The organism is Paraburkholderia phenazinium, from assembly GCF_900142845.1.
GTDB lineage: Bacteria > Pseudomonadota > Gammaproteobacteria > Burkholderiales > Burkholderiaceae > Paraburkholderia > Paraburkholderia phenazinium_A.
This window is the reverse complement of the sequence record NZ_FSRU01000001.1, coordinates 2,359,724-2,374,326: the sequence shown is the minus strand read 5'-3', so window position 1 is coordinate 2,374,326 and position 14,603 is coordinate 2,359,724. Positions and strand designations below refer to the sequence as shown.

The window sequence follows — 14,603 nt, the reverse complement described above, 5'->3', positions numbered from 1 at the left end:
CAAATGGATGTCGTCGTCGAGTTTTTGCGCGATGCCGTTGGCCAAACCGCAGGGAGGCCGGTGAGCGTCGATGGCGAACGGGTCTCCGCGCTGGCAGTGAAGTTTGCAGAAATCGTGCACGACTGGTTTGGCGAGCGGAAGGTGGCGGGGCGGTTGCCTGGCGATGGAGGCGTTACCGCCCGCGTCATTCGCTTCGCTGATGTGCCGGCGTTCGTGATCCTGAAAGCGATGGCGATCGAGCAACGCAGCGAAAACAAGGACGCCGGCGACCTGGTCCACGTGCTGCGATACGCTGGAACGGTTGAGGAGGTGTCGGAACACCCGACAATCAAAAGCAGCCGAAATCGTCGTTACTGTCGGGGATCGCGTTGAGCAGTTGCTCGAGCTGATGGAGGCGGCCCAGTCTCGCCACGCTGAGCAAAAGAGCGAGCCACAGATACCCGCTACGTTTGACGCGCGTTTGCTTCCCAGCGGTAGCGTGGGCGAGACGCCGCGTCCGGCGCGCTGACCGCGACGTCAAAGACACGCGTAGCAAAGGGCAAGTTGACATCGTTTCCTCCATCCAGGATGAACCACGGAGCGACGCGTTCAGCTCGCGGCCGTTTCGACGTGAGGCAGGAGTGCGGCCAGCACCTCCGCCAGCGGCGTGGTCCCGAAACGCCGCTCGCCAACTCCCTCTTCGACATCGATGCGGCCGTCGTTATGCGTGTCGTAGAGGTCCACGATCAACTGCGCGTGGTTGGCGCTGAGTCCGGCGCGCAGCAGCATCGGCGTCCAGGCTTCGTGCGGCAACGCTTGCGCCGCGACCGCACGTCCGCTTAGCTCGCTGAGCGTGTGGGCGATATCGAGCGCGCTGACGCGCCGCGGTCCTTCGATGCTGACGATACGCGGCGATATCTCGCCGTCGGGATCGTCGTCCATCAGCAGGTCGGCGGCGAGGCGGCCCACATCTTGCGCCGCAACCGTCGGAAACAGCTTGTCCAGCGGATGATGCAGGCTCGGCAGCACGCCGGCCGCCAGCGCTGCCGGTATCACACGCCCCCAGTTATGCATGTGCTCCGCTGCGCGCAGGAACGTCAGATGGCTCATGACCGGCTTTAGCTGCGCTTCGATGTGGTGGAACAGCAGCGTGATGCCGGTGCCATGCTCCAGTTCCGCGCCATAGTCGGATAGCGCCAGTATCCGGGGCGGCGGATTGGCCCGCAGGGCGTCGGCCGCCGTGTCGATCATGCGCCGCATCGTGTCGGCAGGGTGAGGGTCGGTGCGCGGCACCGGACAGAGAATCTGCACGGCGTCCGCGCCTTCGATCGCTTTGGCGACGGATGCGCGATCGGTGAGATCGGCAAGGACGATCTCACAGCCGAGGGCGGCAAGGTAGTCGCCTTGCTTCTCACGGCGAACCACGGCGCGCACCGCGCGACCGGCCTGGCGCAGGCGGACTGCGGTGGCGTCTCCAACATTGCCTGATGCTCCAAAAACGACGAACACGGTGTGCTCCTTGTGGGTAGGGTGTCCCCATCATAGAAGGCCGTCGCGGGCGCAACGCGCAGGGATGGATGGCCGTGAGCAGATCCGGATGACGGTTTTTGCGCGCTCGGACGACGTAGGCGGCACGTCATGCAAGACCCCGGAAAACGACGCACAATGCAGGCACGTCTGCCGTCAATCGAGAGGGTCCGCCATGAATGCTGTGATTCCGATTCCCAAACCCCACTCGGGCACCCGCATCAGTTTGCGATCGAGCGCGGCCCTGGGCTGGCAAGGCTTCGGCGCGGAACTGGTCAGTGTGGCCGCGGGGGTGCATCGGATTCCGGCGCAGCCGCACCACCGGGTCGGCATTCATGTGGGCGCGCCGGTCAAGGCGCATTGCCTGTGCAACGAGCGGCGCCACGTCCGCCTGCAATCTCCCGGCGACACCGATGTGATTCCCGCAGGGCTCGACGGTCAATGGGCGGACGACGCCAATTGCACGATCTTTAGCGTGTGGTTCGCCGATGCGTTGGTGCGAAAGACCTTCGAACAGATGGCGTTGCGCGCGAGCGAGGCGCACATCCGGCCGCAGTTTCAGATGCGGGATACGCGTTTCCAGCATCTGGCGTGGGCATTGCGCGCCGAGCTCGAAGCCGACGACGCGTCCGATCCGCTTTACGCGGAAAGTCTCAGCACGGCGATGATCGTGCGTCTGGCCGAGGGGGCGCCGGCGCTGGAGGGTAAGCGCAGCAAGCGGCTCGCGCCGCGGACCGCCGCGCGGGTGGTGGAGTTTATCGAAAGCAATCTGGAGCAGCGTCTCACCTTGAGCGAACTGGCGGCGCTGGCGGACCTCAGCGTGCCGCATTTCAAGGTGCTGTTTCGGCAGACGCTCGGCGTGCCCGTGCATCAGTATGTGGTGCAGCGGCGTGTCGAGCGGGCACGGGCGCTGTTGTTGCAGGGTGCGTTAAGCGCGAGTCAGGTGGCGCTGGAGACCGGCTTTGCGCATCAGAGCCATATGGCTCATTGGATGAACCGGTTGTTGGGGGTGACGCCGCGGGAGTTGGTGAGGGGCGCTACGAGTGATGCGGCGGCAGACTCGCAGCGCGGCGGAGCATTGCGGTTGATTCAACCATAGGCCACAGGCACACCGGGGGCGTGTGCGGCCCGGCAAACCCGCATCACCCTCCCTTCGCCGCCGTCAACTGCGCATACACATCATGCGACAGCTGCAGCAAAACCTTGCGGTCGATCCCGCCCGACACCGCATAGCCATAATCCCCATCCACCCAGTAGAACACGTTCACCGGACCGTCCTGATACAGCTTGAACGCGGTGGTGTTCGAATTCACCTTGCGATGCGAGATGCACAGCGTCACCCGCTCGTCGCCTGGGCCGCGGTACATGAACTGCGCAACCGGACCGTCCGCACCGGGCAAGATGCGCCCGCCGCTCAGCTCAAAACCGCTCTTGTTGAGCAGTGGCGCATGCACATCGGTGCCGAGCTTGTTCGACAGCCATTGCACGAAGTCCCGATCCTGATCGGTACCGACGCTATCCGGCACCTGCACGGCGGGCATATACACCACGTGCGCGATTGCAGCCTGCCGCGCCAGCCCATCCGAGGCGTCCGCGCTGACGGGCCGCGTATCCGAATGATCGCTGCCCATGCCCAGCGGGGATGCCGTCGTGCCCGGCACATCCTTGCCCATCTGCGTGCCCACGCCGATACCGACGCCCAGCACAAGCGCCGCCGCCATCCCGGCGAACTGCGGCCAGTTCGCCGCGTCGAGCCAGCGCCGCTTCGGCGCCGGCGGTTGCAGCCGCTTGGGCACCGGCTCGCTCAGCACGCGGTCGTAGCGATCATGAAACAGGTTGTTCAGCGAGAAATAGTCGCTGACCCGCGCGGCCAGTTCCGGGTTCTGCTCGAGCGCACGCTCCACCTGGGCGCGACGCTCGTCGGACAGCGTGCCGTCCACGTACGCGTGCAGCTCTTCTTCGCTGATCGGAGTGAGTTGTTCGTTCATCGCACCACCTGTAATTTCGCGCTGGGCTGCGTGCCCGCCATCAAAGCCCTAAGCCGCTCGCGTCCGCGTGATAGCCGCGACATCACCGTGCCGATGGGGATGTCCAGCGCGAGCGCCACGTCGGCGTAGCTCATTTCCTCCAGTCCAACCAGCAGCACTACTTCCCGCTGCTCGGTGGGCAAGCGCTGCAAGGCGTAGTCGAGATCGCGCATTTCCAGCGAACGGGTCTGATCCGACGCCACCGCGAATTCGCTCTCGGCGATGCTGTCGTCGTCCACGGACACGTGAACCGCCCGCACGGACGCTTTGCGCGCCTGGTTCGCGAACACGTTGTGCATGATCGTAAACAGCCATGCGCGCAGATCGGTGCCGGCCTGGAACAGTGCCGTGCGCCCCAAGGCGCGTTCCAAGGTGTCCTGCACCAGATCGTCGGCCAGGTCCCGGTTGTTGATCAGCGCCCTTGCGTAGCGCCGCAACCGCGGGACGTGCTCCATTAACTCGTCACGGATGTCCATTGCCCTTACCAGTAAGTGCTTTCCAGCCTGTCGCTGCGCGCCGGGCTGCCCACGCGGGGCAAGAGAACCGCGGGTGGCCCGCGGTTTCCAGGAGGAGAGACTGCGTCGCCCGCCCACAGGGGCGCACGACGGCGTTTCAGATGCAAACACGGTTGAGCGCATTTTATTCCCGCGCTCAATCGCGAACCTAAAATAAGTCGCTTCTACGGCCTTTGCTCACCGCATCGTCATGAGGTCGGCGGCGCGCATCAGGCCGTGCGCGTCGGCCGCGCCGGCCAGCACGTAACGCTGCTGGCGTGCGCTCCAGCTCAGCAGCCGCAGCGTGCCCACACGCCGCGCACTCCACTGCGGCTGGGCGGTCATCGAGCGCGAGCGGGCCACGAGCAGTACCACGGGCTGGTTCTCGGCGTTCAGGTAGACGTATTCGGTGGCGCGTGCCACGGGGCCCAGCCTGCGGGTTTGGGCGCTGACCAGGTGCATGCCTGCTGCGCTGAGATCGGGGGCGTCCGGGGCGGCGATGAGCGGGGCGGGCGCCAATGTCGCCGCCGTAGGCGCCGTCATTGCACTACGGCTCGCGGCGGTGGCCGTCGTACCGGCACGCGCATTGACACCGCCCGCAGACCCGGGTGCTGTACCGGCCGCCGCCTTCACACCGCCCGCAGACCCGGGTGCCGTACCGGCCGCCGCCTTCACACCGCCCGCAGACTCGACCGCGGCGCCGAAATGGCCGCCGCTCGCCTGCGCCAGCGCCATCACCGCGGCGTTGTTCAGCGCTTCATCGGACACCTGCGACGCCGCCATCCAGCCGCTGGCGGCGAGCAAGGCCAGCGCCGCCGCGAGAACCAGTGCCAGCAAGGCGCGCAACGGCCGCAGCCTGGCCGCCCGGAGGCGCCGGCCCAGCCACCGGCCCGGCACACTGCGGGCGAATGCGTTGCTCGAGGCGAGAGCCGGCAAAGGCTCGTCGGTCGGCAGGAAGGCATGCTGGATCTGCTGGTTCAGCTTGCCGTAGAAGGCCACCCGGCGAGCCTCGCCCGGCCGCTTGCCGAGGTACTGGCGCAAATGGGCGGCGCGTTCGGGCGCAAGAAGACCATCGGCATAGGCCTGGATATCGGTTTCGGAGAGCGGCGGGTCGCGCCGCGGGTCGTTCGGTTTCATGTGGGTCGTGCCAAGAGATTGCCTGTTCACCGGCTAACACGATCCTGTAGGCGTTTATTCCATGCTGGTGGATGACGCTCACCCACGAATTCGGCTCCATCAGGAATAAACCTTTGCACGCTGTGTTTGCCGCCAGGTAGACCGCCTCAACAGTCAAAGGAGTTCTTGTGAAACAGCCTTCATTCCCACCGCCCGCAGCTATTTGCGTGCCATGCCGGCTCGCTGCGATCGGCGCCGTCGTGTTGGCCATGGCCGGCGGCTTCGCCTATGTGGCCGGCTGGCTCACGCCGCAGCGCCTGACCACGCATCGCATCGTCAATGCTTTTGAAGCGGACAACGGCCAGCATCCGGGCTTTCGCCGCAATCATGCCAAGGGTGTGTGCGTGACCGGCTATTTCGACAGCAACGGCAACGCGGCGGCGCTCTCCAGTGCCGGCGTCTTCGAGCTGGGACAGACGCCGGTGATCGGCCGTTTTGCGATTCCGGGCGGCAATCCGTCTGCGCCCGACACCAGCGTGCCGATCCGCAGCCTCGCCCTGATGTTCACGCAGCACGACGGCGAGCAATGGCGCACCGGCATGAATTCGGTGCCGGTGTTTGCGGTTCGGACACCTGAGCAGTTCTATCGGCAACTGGTCGCAGCGAAACCCGATCCGGCGACCGGCAAGCCGGATCCGGCCGCGCTCAAGGCCTTTTATGCCGCCAATCCCGAAACGCAGCCGTTTCAGGCGTGGTTGAAGGGGCATCCGCCGTCGTCCAGTTTCGCCAACGGGTCGTACTACAGCGTGAATGCGTTCCGCTTCGTCGACGCCAAGGGCGAGGTGCGCGCCGTACGCTGGGCCATGGTCCCGGAGACGCCGTTCGCGCCCATTAATGACGCGCAAAAGGCCGCGAAGAATTTTCTGGACGCCGATCTCGATCAGCGCCTGCAAAGCGGTCCGTTGCGCTGGCATCTGATCGTGACAGTGGCCGCGCCCGGAGACCCGACCGACGACGCCACGCAGTCGTGGCCCGCCGACCGGCAGCAGATCGATGCCGGCACGCTTGTGATCGACCACGACGCCTCGCAGGACGACGGCCCGTGCCGCGACGTCAACTTCGATCCCACGGTGCTGCCTGCGGGCATCCAAACCTCGGACGATCCGCTGCTGGCCGCACGCTCGGCGGCGTATTCGCTCTCCTATAACCGGCGCACTCGCGAAGAAGCGCTCAATCCCAACCTGCATCGTCCGCAGCCGCACGGAGACCGCTCATGACGCCGACGCATTCCCATTTCAGCCCCGTCCAGCGCCTGCTGCATTGGACCATGGCGCTCGCGATTCTCGCGATGCTGTTCGTCGGCGTCGGCATGGTCGCGACGGTCTCGCATGCGCACAGCGTGCTGATCGCGCTTCACCGGCCGCTCGGCATCGCGATTCTGCTGCTGGTGCTGCTGCGGATCGCCGTACGGCTCAAGCGTGGCAGTCCGCCGCTGCCGGACGATCTGCCTGCGCTGCAACGATTCGTCGCGAAGCTCTCGCACCTCGTGCTGTATGCGCTGATGCTGGCCCTGCCGCTGATCGGCTGGGCGATGCTGTCGGCGGCTGGGTATCCGGTGACGATGTTCGGCGCCATCCATTTGCCGCCGATCGCGCCGCACGACGTCCGGCTCTATGCGTTGCTGCGGTCGTTGCACACGTACCTGGCTTTAGCGCTGTTTCTGACGGTGCTGGGCCACCTCGCGGCTGCGCTGTTCCATGGGCTTATCCGCCGCGATGGGGTGTTGTCGAGCATGGCGCGCGGCGCCAACTAGCTTTTCACCCGTTCCGAACGCGGATCGTATGGCGCCTTCAGATGGACGGTAGCCGGCAACAACTCACCGGCGACGTCGATCTCATAGCGGCCGCTCGTCAGATACGCCGTATCGGCCACGCCGTCCGGATGGTTGATGTACCCCATCGCCACCGGACAGCCAAACGTATGACCGAAGGCCGCCGAGCTGACGAAGCCCACCGGCTTGCCGTCGCGCAGAATCGCTTCGCCGCCCCACAGCATGCGATCGGCGGCGCCGTCGGCGGTGAGCACGACCATGCGCCGGCGCAGCGGCTCGGCGCGCAGTTTCAGCAAGGCTTCGCGACCGCGGAATGGAATCGGTTTGTCCAGCTTGCAGGCGAACGCCAGCCCCGCTTCGAACGGGTTCGAATCCGGTGTCAGCTCGCGGCCCCATGCGCGGTAGCCTTTCTCGATCCGCAGCGAATCGATGGCGTAGTAGCCCGCGTTCAGGAGCCCGAACGGTTTGCCCGCGGCATGCAGGGTCTCGTAGACGCCCGCGGCGAATTCGACCGGCACGTAGAGTTCCCAGCCCAGTTCGCCGACATAGGTGAGCCGCGTGGCGCGGACGGTGGCATAGCCGATGTCCACTTCGCGGCTCTGGCCGAACGGGAACACCGCATTGCTCCAGTCGGCCTTGGAGATGCTCTGCAGCAGCTCGCGCGAGCGCGGTCCCATGACCGCCAGCACCGCGTACTGGCCGGTGACGTCGACCAGGGTGCAATGCTGGTCGTGCGGGATCGACTTCTCGAGGTAGTCGAAATCGCGCGTGCTTTGTGCGGACCCCGAAACGATCAGGTATTGATCGTCGGCGAGGCGGGTCAATGTGAAGTCCGACTCGTAAGTGCCGCGCTCGTTGAGCATGCCCGTGTAGACGGTGGTGCCGGTCGGCACGGCGACGTCGTTGGTGACGATGCCTTGCAGCACGCTCTCGGCGTTGCGGCCTTTCACGAGGAATTTCGAAAACGACGTCATGTCGAACAGCGCCACGCCTTCGCGGCAGGCGCGATGTTCGGCGCCGCTCCAGGGCAGCCAGTTCTGCTGGCCGAAGGCGTACTCGATCTTTGCCTGTTCCGGGCTCGGTGCGAAGAAGTTCGGCCGCTCCCAGCCCATCTTGCTGCCGAAGCTCGCACCTTCGTCGCGCAGCATGGCGTAGAGCGGCGAGCGGCGGAACGGCCGCGCGCTGTCGAGCTCGCGGTTCGGCCAGGGCATGGCGTAGTGCAGCCCCAGCGTTTCCTTGACGCGGTCGTGCAGCCAGGTGTCGTTGCCGTTAAAGCGCGCAAAGCGGCGGATATCCACCGGCCACAGATCCATGGTCGGCGTGCCGGCGACGATCCATTCGGCCAGCGCCATGCCGGCGCCGCCGGCCGAGGCGATCCCCATGGAATTGAAGCCCGCGCCGACGAAGAAGTGGCGCAGTTCGGGCGCTTCGCCGAGGATAAAGTTGTTGTCCGGCGTGAACGACTCCGGTCCGTTATAGAACTGCCGGACCTGCGCGGTTTCGAGCGCGGGCACCCGTTGCAGGGCGTTTTCCATCAGGATCTGGAATTGATCCCAGTCGTCGGGGAGCAACTGGAATTCGAAATTCTCGGGGATGCCGTTCATGCCCCAGGGCTTCGCGTTCGGTTCGAAGCCGCCCATCACGAGGCCACCCACTTCTTCCTTGAAGTAGATGAAGCCGTCCGGGTCGCGCATTACCGGCAGATCGGGATGCACGCCGGCAATGCGCTCGGTGACGATGTAGTAGTGCTCCCGCCGAATGCAGCGGCACGGTCACGCCGCATAGCCGGCCCACGGCCTTCGCCCATTGACCCGCGCAGTTCACGACAATCTCGGCGTCGATCGTGCCTTCGGCCCCGTCCTTGTTGCGCCACGCGAGGCCGCTCACTTCACGGCCGCCCGGCGTCGGCCGCGTGTGGATGGCGGTGATGCGCGTGTTCTCGACGATCCGCGCGCCGCGCGTACGGGCGCCGCGGGCCAACGCCTGGGTGAGGTCGGTAGGGTTGGCCTTGCCGTCGCCCGGTAGCCAGACTGCGCCGAGCAGGTCGTCGGTGCGCATCGCCGGCCACAGGTCGCCGGCTTCCTGCGGACCGATGACGTCGCACGTCACCCCGTAGGCCCGCGCGACAGCGGCAGTGCGCTTGAGCTGCGTCATCCGTTCCGCCGTGCGCGCCACCGAGAGCGAGCCGCATTGCTTCCAGCCGGTGGCGAGGCCGGTGTCCGCTTCCAGCTCGGCGTAGAGCGCGGTGGAATAGCGGATCAGTTTCGTCATGCTTTCCTGGGCGCGCAATTGCCCCACCAGACCGGCCGCGTGCCAGGTCGTACCGCAGGACAGTTGCCCCTGTTCGAGCAGGACGACGTCGGTCCAACCCAGCTTCGTCAGGTGATACGCCACCGAGCAACCGACAATGCCGCCACCGACGATGACGACCCGGGCGTGTTGGGGAACAGGTGTGGACATGACTTGGACTTTGCCTGGTGAATGTTGATATACGTGGAAATATGTGGCGAATAGTGCAACAGAAGGTCGGAAAACGCAATGCTGTCACGTAAAATTCACTGAATTGCGGAGCAGGAGGAAGCCGATGAAGAGGCGTGAATAGGCCGTAAAATGGGCCTTGGAGCGTTCCAACGTGTTTCCGGACTGAGCTATGTTGATTGATTTGGAAATATGTGGAAATGACTTTCCCTGCGCTAGCCCCTTTGCTAGACTGGCCGCACCTGGATCATCCCGCTCTCCGTATGTTTTCAACCCAACGTCAATCCGAAATCCTGCGCCTCGTGCGGGCGCAGCAGACCTGCACGATCACCGGGCTGGCCGAAGTCTTCGCCGTGTCCGACGAAACTATCCGCCGCGACATCAAGCCGCTGATCGCAGAAGGGGTGCTGCTCAAGGTGCACGGCGGGGTGATGCTGCCGGACCGGCTCGACGAGCCGCCGTTTCAGCGCCGCCTGCAGGAGAACCTCGAAGCGAAGCGGGTGATTGCGGCGCGCGTGAGCGAGCTGGTGCGCGACGGCGATTCGCTGATTCTCGACGGCGGCACGACCTGCGTGCATATCGCCAGCGCGCTGTGCGCCCGCTCGCGCCTGACGGTTGTGACCAATTCCGCGGAGATTGCCCGCACGCTCGCGCCGCGCAACGGCAACCGCGTGTTCATCGCGGGCGGCGAAGTGCGCGCCGACGACGCCGCGGCGTTCGGCGAAAGCACGTTGGCGTTCATCCGCCAGTTCCACGTGCGCTACGCGATCGTCTCGGTGACGGCGATCGACGCGCAAGGCCGCTTCATGGATGCGCAGCCCGACGACGTGTCGTATTCGCTGGCGGCGTTTGCACAGGCCGAGCGGCGCGTCGTGGTGGCGGACCACGCCAAGTTCGGGCATAGCGCGCTGGTGCACGCGTTCGGCTGCGACGCCGTGGACCTGTTGATCACGAACGAGGCGCCGTCGCCGGCGCTCGCGCAGGTGTTTGCCGCCGCGGATGTCGAAGTGAGTTTTGGCGCTCCGGCCTCCGGGGCGCCGGTGGATGATCCGGCGGGCATAACCGCCTGAACTGCGTTTTGCGTTCTGTGCGAGCGGCGGGCGTCGTCATACGCACGCACTCCAATTTGGGATAACCACGCCCCAACGACTATTTTCGACCCATGCGAAAATAGCCGGCTATCAGCGGCAGACGCAGCGCGAAAAGAGCACGGCTGGCCATCGGCGGGGATGCCGGGCTTGTCGGATCCCGCAACCTGCAGCGTCGCCGCACGCCTGAATACGCATGGATGGGTCACCCGGATGTCGTCAGTTTTCTACGATCGAGAAGATATAACGAAGTGGCTCGGGGCCAAGACCGTCGCCAAGGCGCGCGAGTACGTCAGCGCGGTCTCCAACCTGCACTGGGAAAACAACACCCTGAGCGGCGAAGTGCAGGGCACGCAGCGCCATCCCTATGTGGTGGACGTCAAGTTTCACGACATTGGCGACGACCTGTGGGTCGAGGGCGATTGTTCCTGCCCGGTCGGTTTTCAATGCAAGCACATGGCGGCGCTGCTGATGGCGGGTCTGGAAGACGCCGGGGCGCAGTCGGGCGTGCGTCCCGAGCTGGTCAGATGGCTCGAGACGTTCCGCGCCCATGCCGGCTCCGACGCACCCGGCAGAGTCCCTGCAAACGCCGCAGCCAGTCACGCGCTCGCTTACCGGCTGGGCTGGTCGCGCTATCAGCAGCGTCATGAGATCCAGTTGTTCAAGGCCCGGCTCGGCGTCGACGGCGAGATCCGCGCCATCGATGAACCATGGAGCAATGTCGAAGCGGCCCTGATCAAGCCGCCCAAGTTTGTTTCGGACGACGATCTGGTGATCTTGCGTAGCCTGTGGCTCGGCCATTCCCGCGAGAATCACGGGCATTTCATCTTGCGCGGCGCCAACGGCGGCGACGTGCTGCACAAACTGATCGGGAGCGGCCGGCTGTTTCCCGCGCTGACCGGAGACGGCGCCTCGCGAGACGTGCCACGCCCGCTGTCGATGGGGGCGGCGCGCGCGGGGCGGATCGAGTGGGAGGCGCAGTCCGACGACCGGCTGCGGCCGGTGTTGCGCACCGAACCGGCGGCCGCGATGGTGCTGGCGACCGAGCCCGTCTGGTACGTCGACGCGGATGCCGGCGAAGCCGGCATCGTCGAACTCTCGTTGCCGTTCCAGCAATTGCCGGATTACCTGTCAATGCCGCCCATTTCGCTCGCGGAGGCGCCGCTGGTCGCCGCGGTGCTGCGCGAGGTCGCGCCCGATCTGCCCTTGCCGCCTGCGCTCGATACCTCCAAGGTGCGCGTGATCGACACAGAACCGGTGCCGGTGCTGGCGCTCAACACCTTGCCGATGGCGTCGCTGGGCGTCGGCAAGCACGCCCAGCGCAACCACCTGCTGGATTTTGCCGCGGTCAGCTTCGACTACGAAGGCGTCAGCATCAAGGCCGAAAGCAGCGCGACGCTGGTGCCGCTGCCCGGCGGCAGCGTGATCCATATCCGGCGCCGCTACGACACCGAAAAGCAGCGCCTGCTCGAACTGCGCAAGACGGGCTTGCAGGTGGTGCCGGCGAACGGCGTGTATTCGCGGCACGCACTGCCGGAGACGTTGCTGGCGCTGTCCGACGTCGACGCATGGCCCGAGTTCGTCGACGAGGCCTTGCCTGCGCTCGACAGCAAAGGCTGGCGCGTGACGATGGCGCCGACGTTCCGTCATAACGTGATTGAAATCGATGCGATCGAAGGCACCGCTCGCCAGGCCGGCGACGGCTGGTTCGACCTCGAAATGGGCATCACGCTGGGCGATCGCACGGTTCGCCTCGAACCGCTGCTGGCCGGGCTGTTCCGGCGCGACCGGCGCTGGCTGGGCGGCGCGCTCGAAACGATCGACGACGCAGAGGACATCGAACTGACCACCGACCGCGCCGAGCGCCTGCGCCTGCGTGCCGGGCGGCTCAAACCCGTGGTGCGCGTGCTGGTCGATCTGTTCGACGGTCTGGGGAGCTGGAAGGGCGACGACAACATCAGGATTCCTGAGCTTGATGCAGGACGCCTGGCGGCGCTGAACGACACGGGCCGCTGGGAGTTTCAAGGCGACGACTCGATCCGCCAACTGGCCCAGCGTCTGCAGAACGGCGCCGGCGTGAAGGAAGCCGCGGTGCCGCGCGGGCTGCGGGCCGAGTTGCGCGAGTACCAGCATCAGGGGCTGAGCTGGATGCAGTTTCTGCGCGAGCACAACCTGGCCGGCATCCTTGCCGACGACATGGGCCTCGGCAAGACGGTTCAGACGCTGGCCCACGTGCTGGCCGAGAAGGAAGCCGGGCGCCTCGACCGTCCCGCGCTGATCGTCGTGCCGACCACCCTCGTGCACAACTGGCGCGAAGAAGCGCGCCGCTTTGCGCCGGATCTGAAGGTGCTGGATCTGAACGGACCGCAGCGCAAGGAGCGCTTCGCGTTGATCGGCCAGCACGAGCTGATTCTCACCACGTATGCGCTGTTGTGGCGCGATCATGCGGTGCTGTCCGAGCACGAGTATCACCTGCTGATTCTGGACGAGGCGCAGTATGTGAAGAACGCCACCACCAAATCGGCGACGGCGGTTCGCGACCTGCGGGCGCGGCACCGTCTGTGCCTCACCGGTACGCCGCTCGAGAACCACCTCGGCGAATTGTGGTCGCAGTTCGATTTTCTGCTGCCGGGTTTTCTCGGCACGCAGAAGGACTTCACCAGGCGCTGGCGCAATCCGATCGAGCGCAATGGCGACGGCGTCCGGCGCGAACTGCTGGCGCGGCGGATTCGTCCGTTCATGCTGCGTCGTCGCAAGGACGAGGTGGCGAAAGAACTGCCGCCGAAAACCACCATCGTGCGTACGGTGGATCTGGAAGGCGCGCAGCGCGATCTCTACGAAATCGTCCGCACGGCCATGCAGGCCAAAGTGCGTGCGGCCGTGAATTCGCAGGGGCTTGCCCGCAGTCACATCATCGTGCTGGATGCGCTGCTCAAACTGCGCCAGGTGTGCTGCGATCCCCGTCTCGTGAAGCTGGAGAAAGCGGCGCGCGTGAAGGAGTCGGCCAAGCTCGAATTGCTGATGGCGATGCTACCCGAACTGATTGAAGAAGGGCGGCACGTGCTGCTGTTTTCGCAGTTCACCGGCATGCTGGACCTGATTGCGGACGCGCTCGATCATGCGACGATCCCGTACGTCACGCTGACCGGCGACACGACCGATCGCGCCACGCCCGTGCACCGTTTCCAGTCCGGCGAAGTGCCCTTGTTCCTGATCAGCCTGAAGGCAGGTGGTGTGGGGCTGAATCTCACGGCGGCGGACACGGTGATTCACTATGACCCGTGGTGGAACCCCGCAGCCGAGAATCAGGCGACCGACCGCGCGCACCGGATCGGCCAGGATAAGCCCGTGTTCGTCTACAAGCTCATCGCGGCAGGCAGCATCGAGGAGAAGATCGTGCGGCTTCAGGAGAAGAAGGCGGCGCTGGCCGATAGCATCCTGTCCGAGGACGCGGCGGGAACAGTCAAATTCTCGGATGACGATCTTGACGCGTTGTTCGCACCCATGCCGGACATTGCGAGGGCAGCATCATGACTCACTATGTAGCGCTGCTACGCGCCGTGAATGTCGGCGGCACAGGCAAACTTCCCATGGCCGAGCTTCGCGCCATGTGTGAGTCCCTTGGCTTTGCCGACGTGCGCACCTATATCGCAAGCGGTAACGTGGTTTTCACCAGCAAGCTGGCGGAAAAGGCGCTCAAGACTAAGCTGGAGCGCGCGCTCGAGACATACGCCGGCAAGCCGGTCGGTGTGGTGATCCGCACCGCTGCGGAACTGGCCGTCGTGCTTGACGCCAATCCCTTCAAGTCCGCTGCACCAAACCGAACGGTGGCCATCTTTCTCGACGCGCCGCCGCCTGCGGATACCCTGGCCGGTGTGAGCGGCCAGCAGGCCGAAGAAATCGCGCTCGGAGTGCGCGAAATCTACGTGCATTACGGCGACGGAATCGCGAACTCCAAACTAAAGATCGCGGCCGCCAAGGCTGGAACCGCTCGCAACATGAACACGGTGGCTACGCTCGCCGAGTGGGCCGCTGCATAGACGAGGCGTGCCGTGGTTAGGGT

Annotated in this window: 11 protein-coding genes and 1 pseudogene; 7 read left to right on the top strand and 5 right to left on the bottom strand. The window is 65.4% G+C overall.

The window, feature by feature from the left end:
* The first annotated feature begins 3 nt into the window (after positions 1-3).
* Complete coding sequence (locus BUS12_RS37800; RefSeq protein WP_083640333.1) at positions 4-372, top strand: hypothetical protein; 369 nt, start codon at positions 4-6, stop codon at positions 370-372.
* 216 nt (positions 373-588) lie between these two features.
* Here BUS12_RS37800 and BUS12_RS10320 read toward each other — a convergent pair whose 3' ends face one another.
* Complete coding sequence (locus BUS12_RS10320) at positions 589-1,488, bottom strand: NAD(P)H-binding protein (protein ID WP_074295598.1); 900 nt, start codon at positions 1,486-1,488, stop codon at positions 589-591.
* 193 nt (positions 1,489-1,681) lie between these two features.
* On the opposite strand from BUS12_RS10320, the gene BUS12_RS10315 reads away from it, so the two are divergent.
* Entirely contained in the window at positions 1,682-2,605 is a 924-nt protein-coding gene (locus BUS12_RS10315; RefSeq protein ID WP_074295597.1) for an AraC family transcriptional regulator, read from the top strand.
* A gap of 43 nt (positions 2,606-2,648) precedes the next feature.
* Here BUS12_RS10315 and BUS12_RS10310 read toward each other — a convergent pair whose 3' ends face one another.
* The 3 genes from BUS12_RS10310 to BUS12_RS10300 all read right to left on the bottom strand — a co-directional run bounded on the left by BUS12_RS10310 (position 2,649) and on the right by BUS12_RS10300 (position 5,194).
* A complete protein-coding gene (locus tag BUS12_RS10310) occupies positions 2,649-3,494 on the bottom strand; it encodes an anti-sigma factor family protein (protein ID WP_074295596.1) in 846 nt (281 codons plus the stop codon).
* The gene (locus BUS12_RS10305; protein WP_074295595.1) at positions 3,491-4,009 is read right to left on the bottom strand and encodes an RNA polymerase sigma factor; all 519 of its coding nucleotides are present in this window, start codon (positions 4,007-4,009) and stop codon (positions 3,491-3,493) included. The genes BUS12_RS10310 and BUS12_RS10305 overlap by 4 nt, the downstream gene beginning before the upstream one ends.
* 216 nt (positions 4,010-4,225) lie before the next feature.
* Positions 4,226-5,194, bottom strand: a complete 969-nt coding sequence (locus BUS12_RS10300; RefSeq protein ID WP_143788300.1) for an anti-sigma factor family protein — start codon at positions 5,192-5,194, stop codon at positions 4,226-4,228.
* Positions 5,195-5,331: 137 nt separating this feature from the next.
* On the opposite strand from BUS12_RS10300, the gene BUS12_RS10295 reads away from it, so the two are divergent.
* Positions 5,332-6,420, top strand: a complete 1,089-nt coding sequence (locus BUS12_RS10295; protein ID WP_074295593.1) for a catalase family peroxidase — start codon at positions 5,332-5,334, stop codon at positions 6,418-6,420.
* On the top strand, positions 6,417-6,956 hold the full coding sequence (locus tag BUS12_RS10290; RefSeq protein WP_074295592.1) for a cytochrome b: 540 nt from the start codon (positions 6,417-6,419) through the stop codon (positions 6,954-6,956). The genes BUS12_RS10295 and BUS12_RS10290 overlap by 4 nt, the downstream gene beginning before the upstream one ends.
* Here the strand turns inward: BUS12_RS10290 and BUS12_RS10285 are convergent.
* Positions 6,953-9,434, bottom strand: a pseudogene (locus BUS12_RS10285) (GcvT family protein). The gene BUS12_RS10290 and the pseudogene BUS12_RS10285 sit on opposite strands and share 4 nt — an antisense overlap.
* A 281-nt stretch (positions 9,435-9,715) precedes the next feature.
* On the opposite strand from BUS12_RS10285, the gene BUS12_RS10280 reads away from it, so the two are divergent.
* From BUS12_RS10280 to BUS12_RS10270, 3 genes are all read left to right on the top strand, one after another.
* A complete protein-coding gene (locus tag BUS12_RS10280) occupies positions 9,716-10,522 on the top strand; it encodes a DeoR/GlpR family DNA-binding transcription regulator (RefSeq protein ID WP_074295591.1) in 807 nt (268 codons plus the stop codon).
* Positions 10,523-10,753: 231 nt separating this feature from the next.
* Positions 10,754-14,074 (top strand): DEAD/DEAH box helicase, encoded by a 3,321-nt coding sequence (locus tag BUS12_RS10275; RefSeq protein ID WP_074297341.1) that lies wholly within the window; start codon positions 10,754-10,756, stop codon positions 14,072-14,074.
* Positions 14,071-14,580 (top strand): DUF1697 domain-containing protein, encoded by a 510-nt coding sequence (locus BUS12_RS10270; protein WP_074295590.1) that lies wholly within the window; start codon positions 14,071-14,073, stop codon positions 14,578-14,580. Before BUS12_RS10275 ends, BUS12_RS10270 begins: the two co-directional genes overlap by 4 nt.
* The last annotated feature ends 23 nt before the right edge of the window (positions 14,581-14,603 follow it).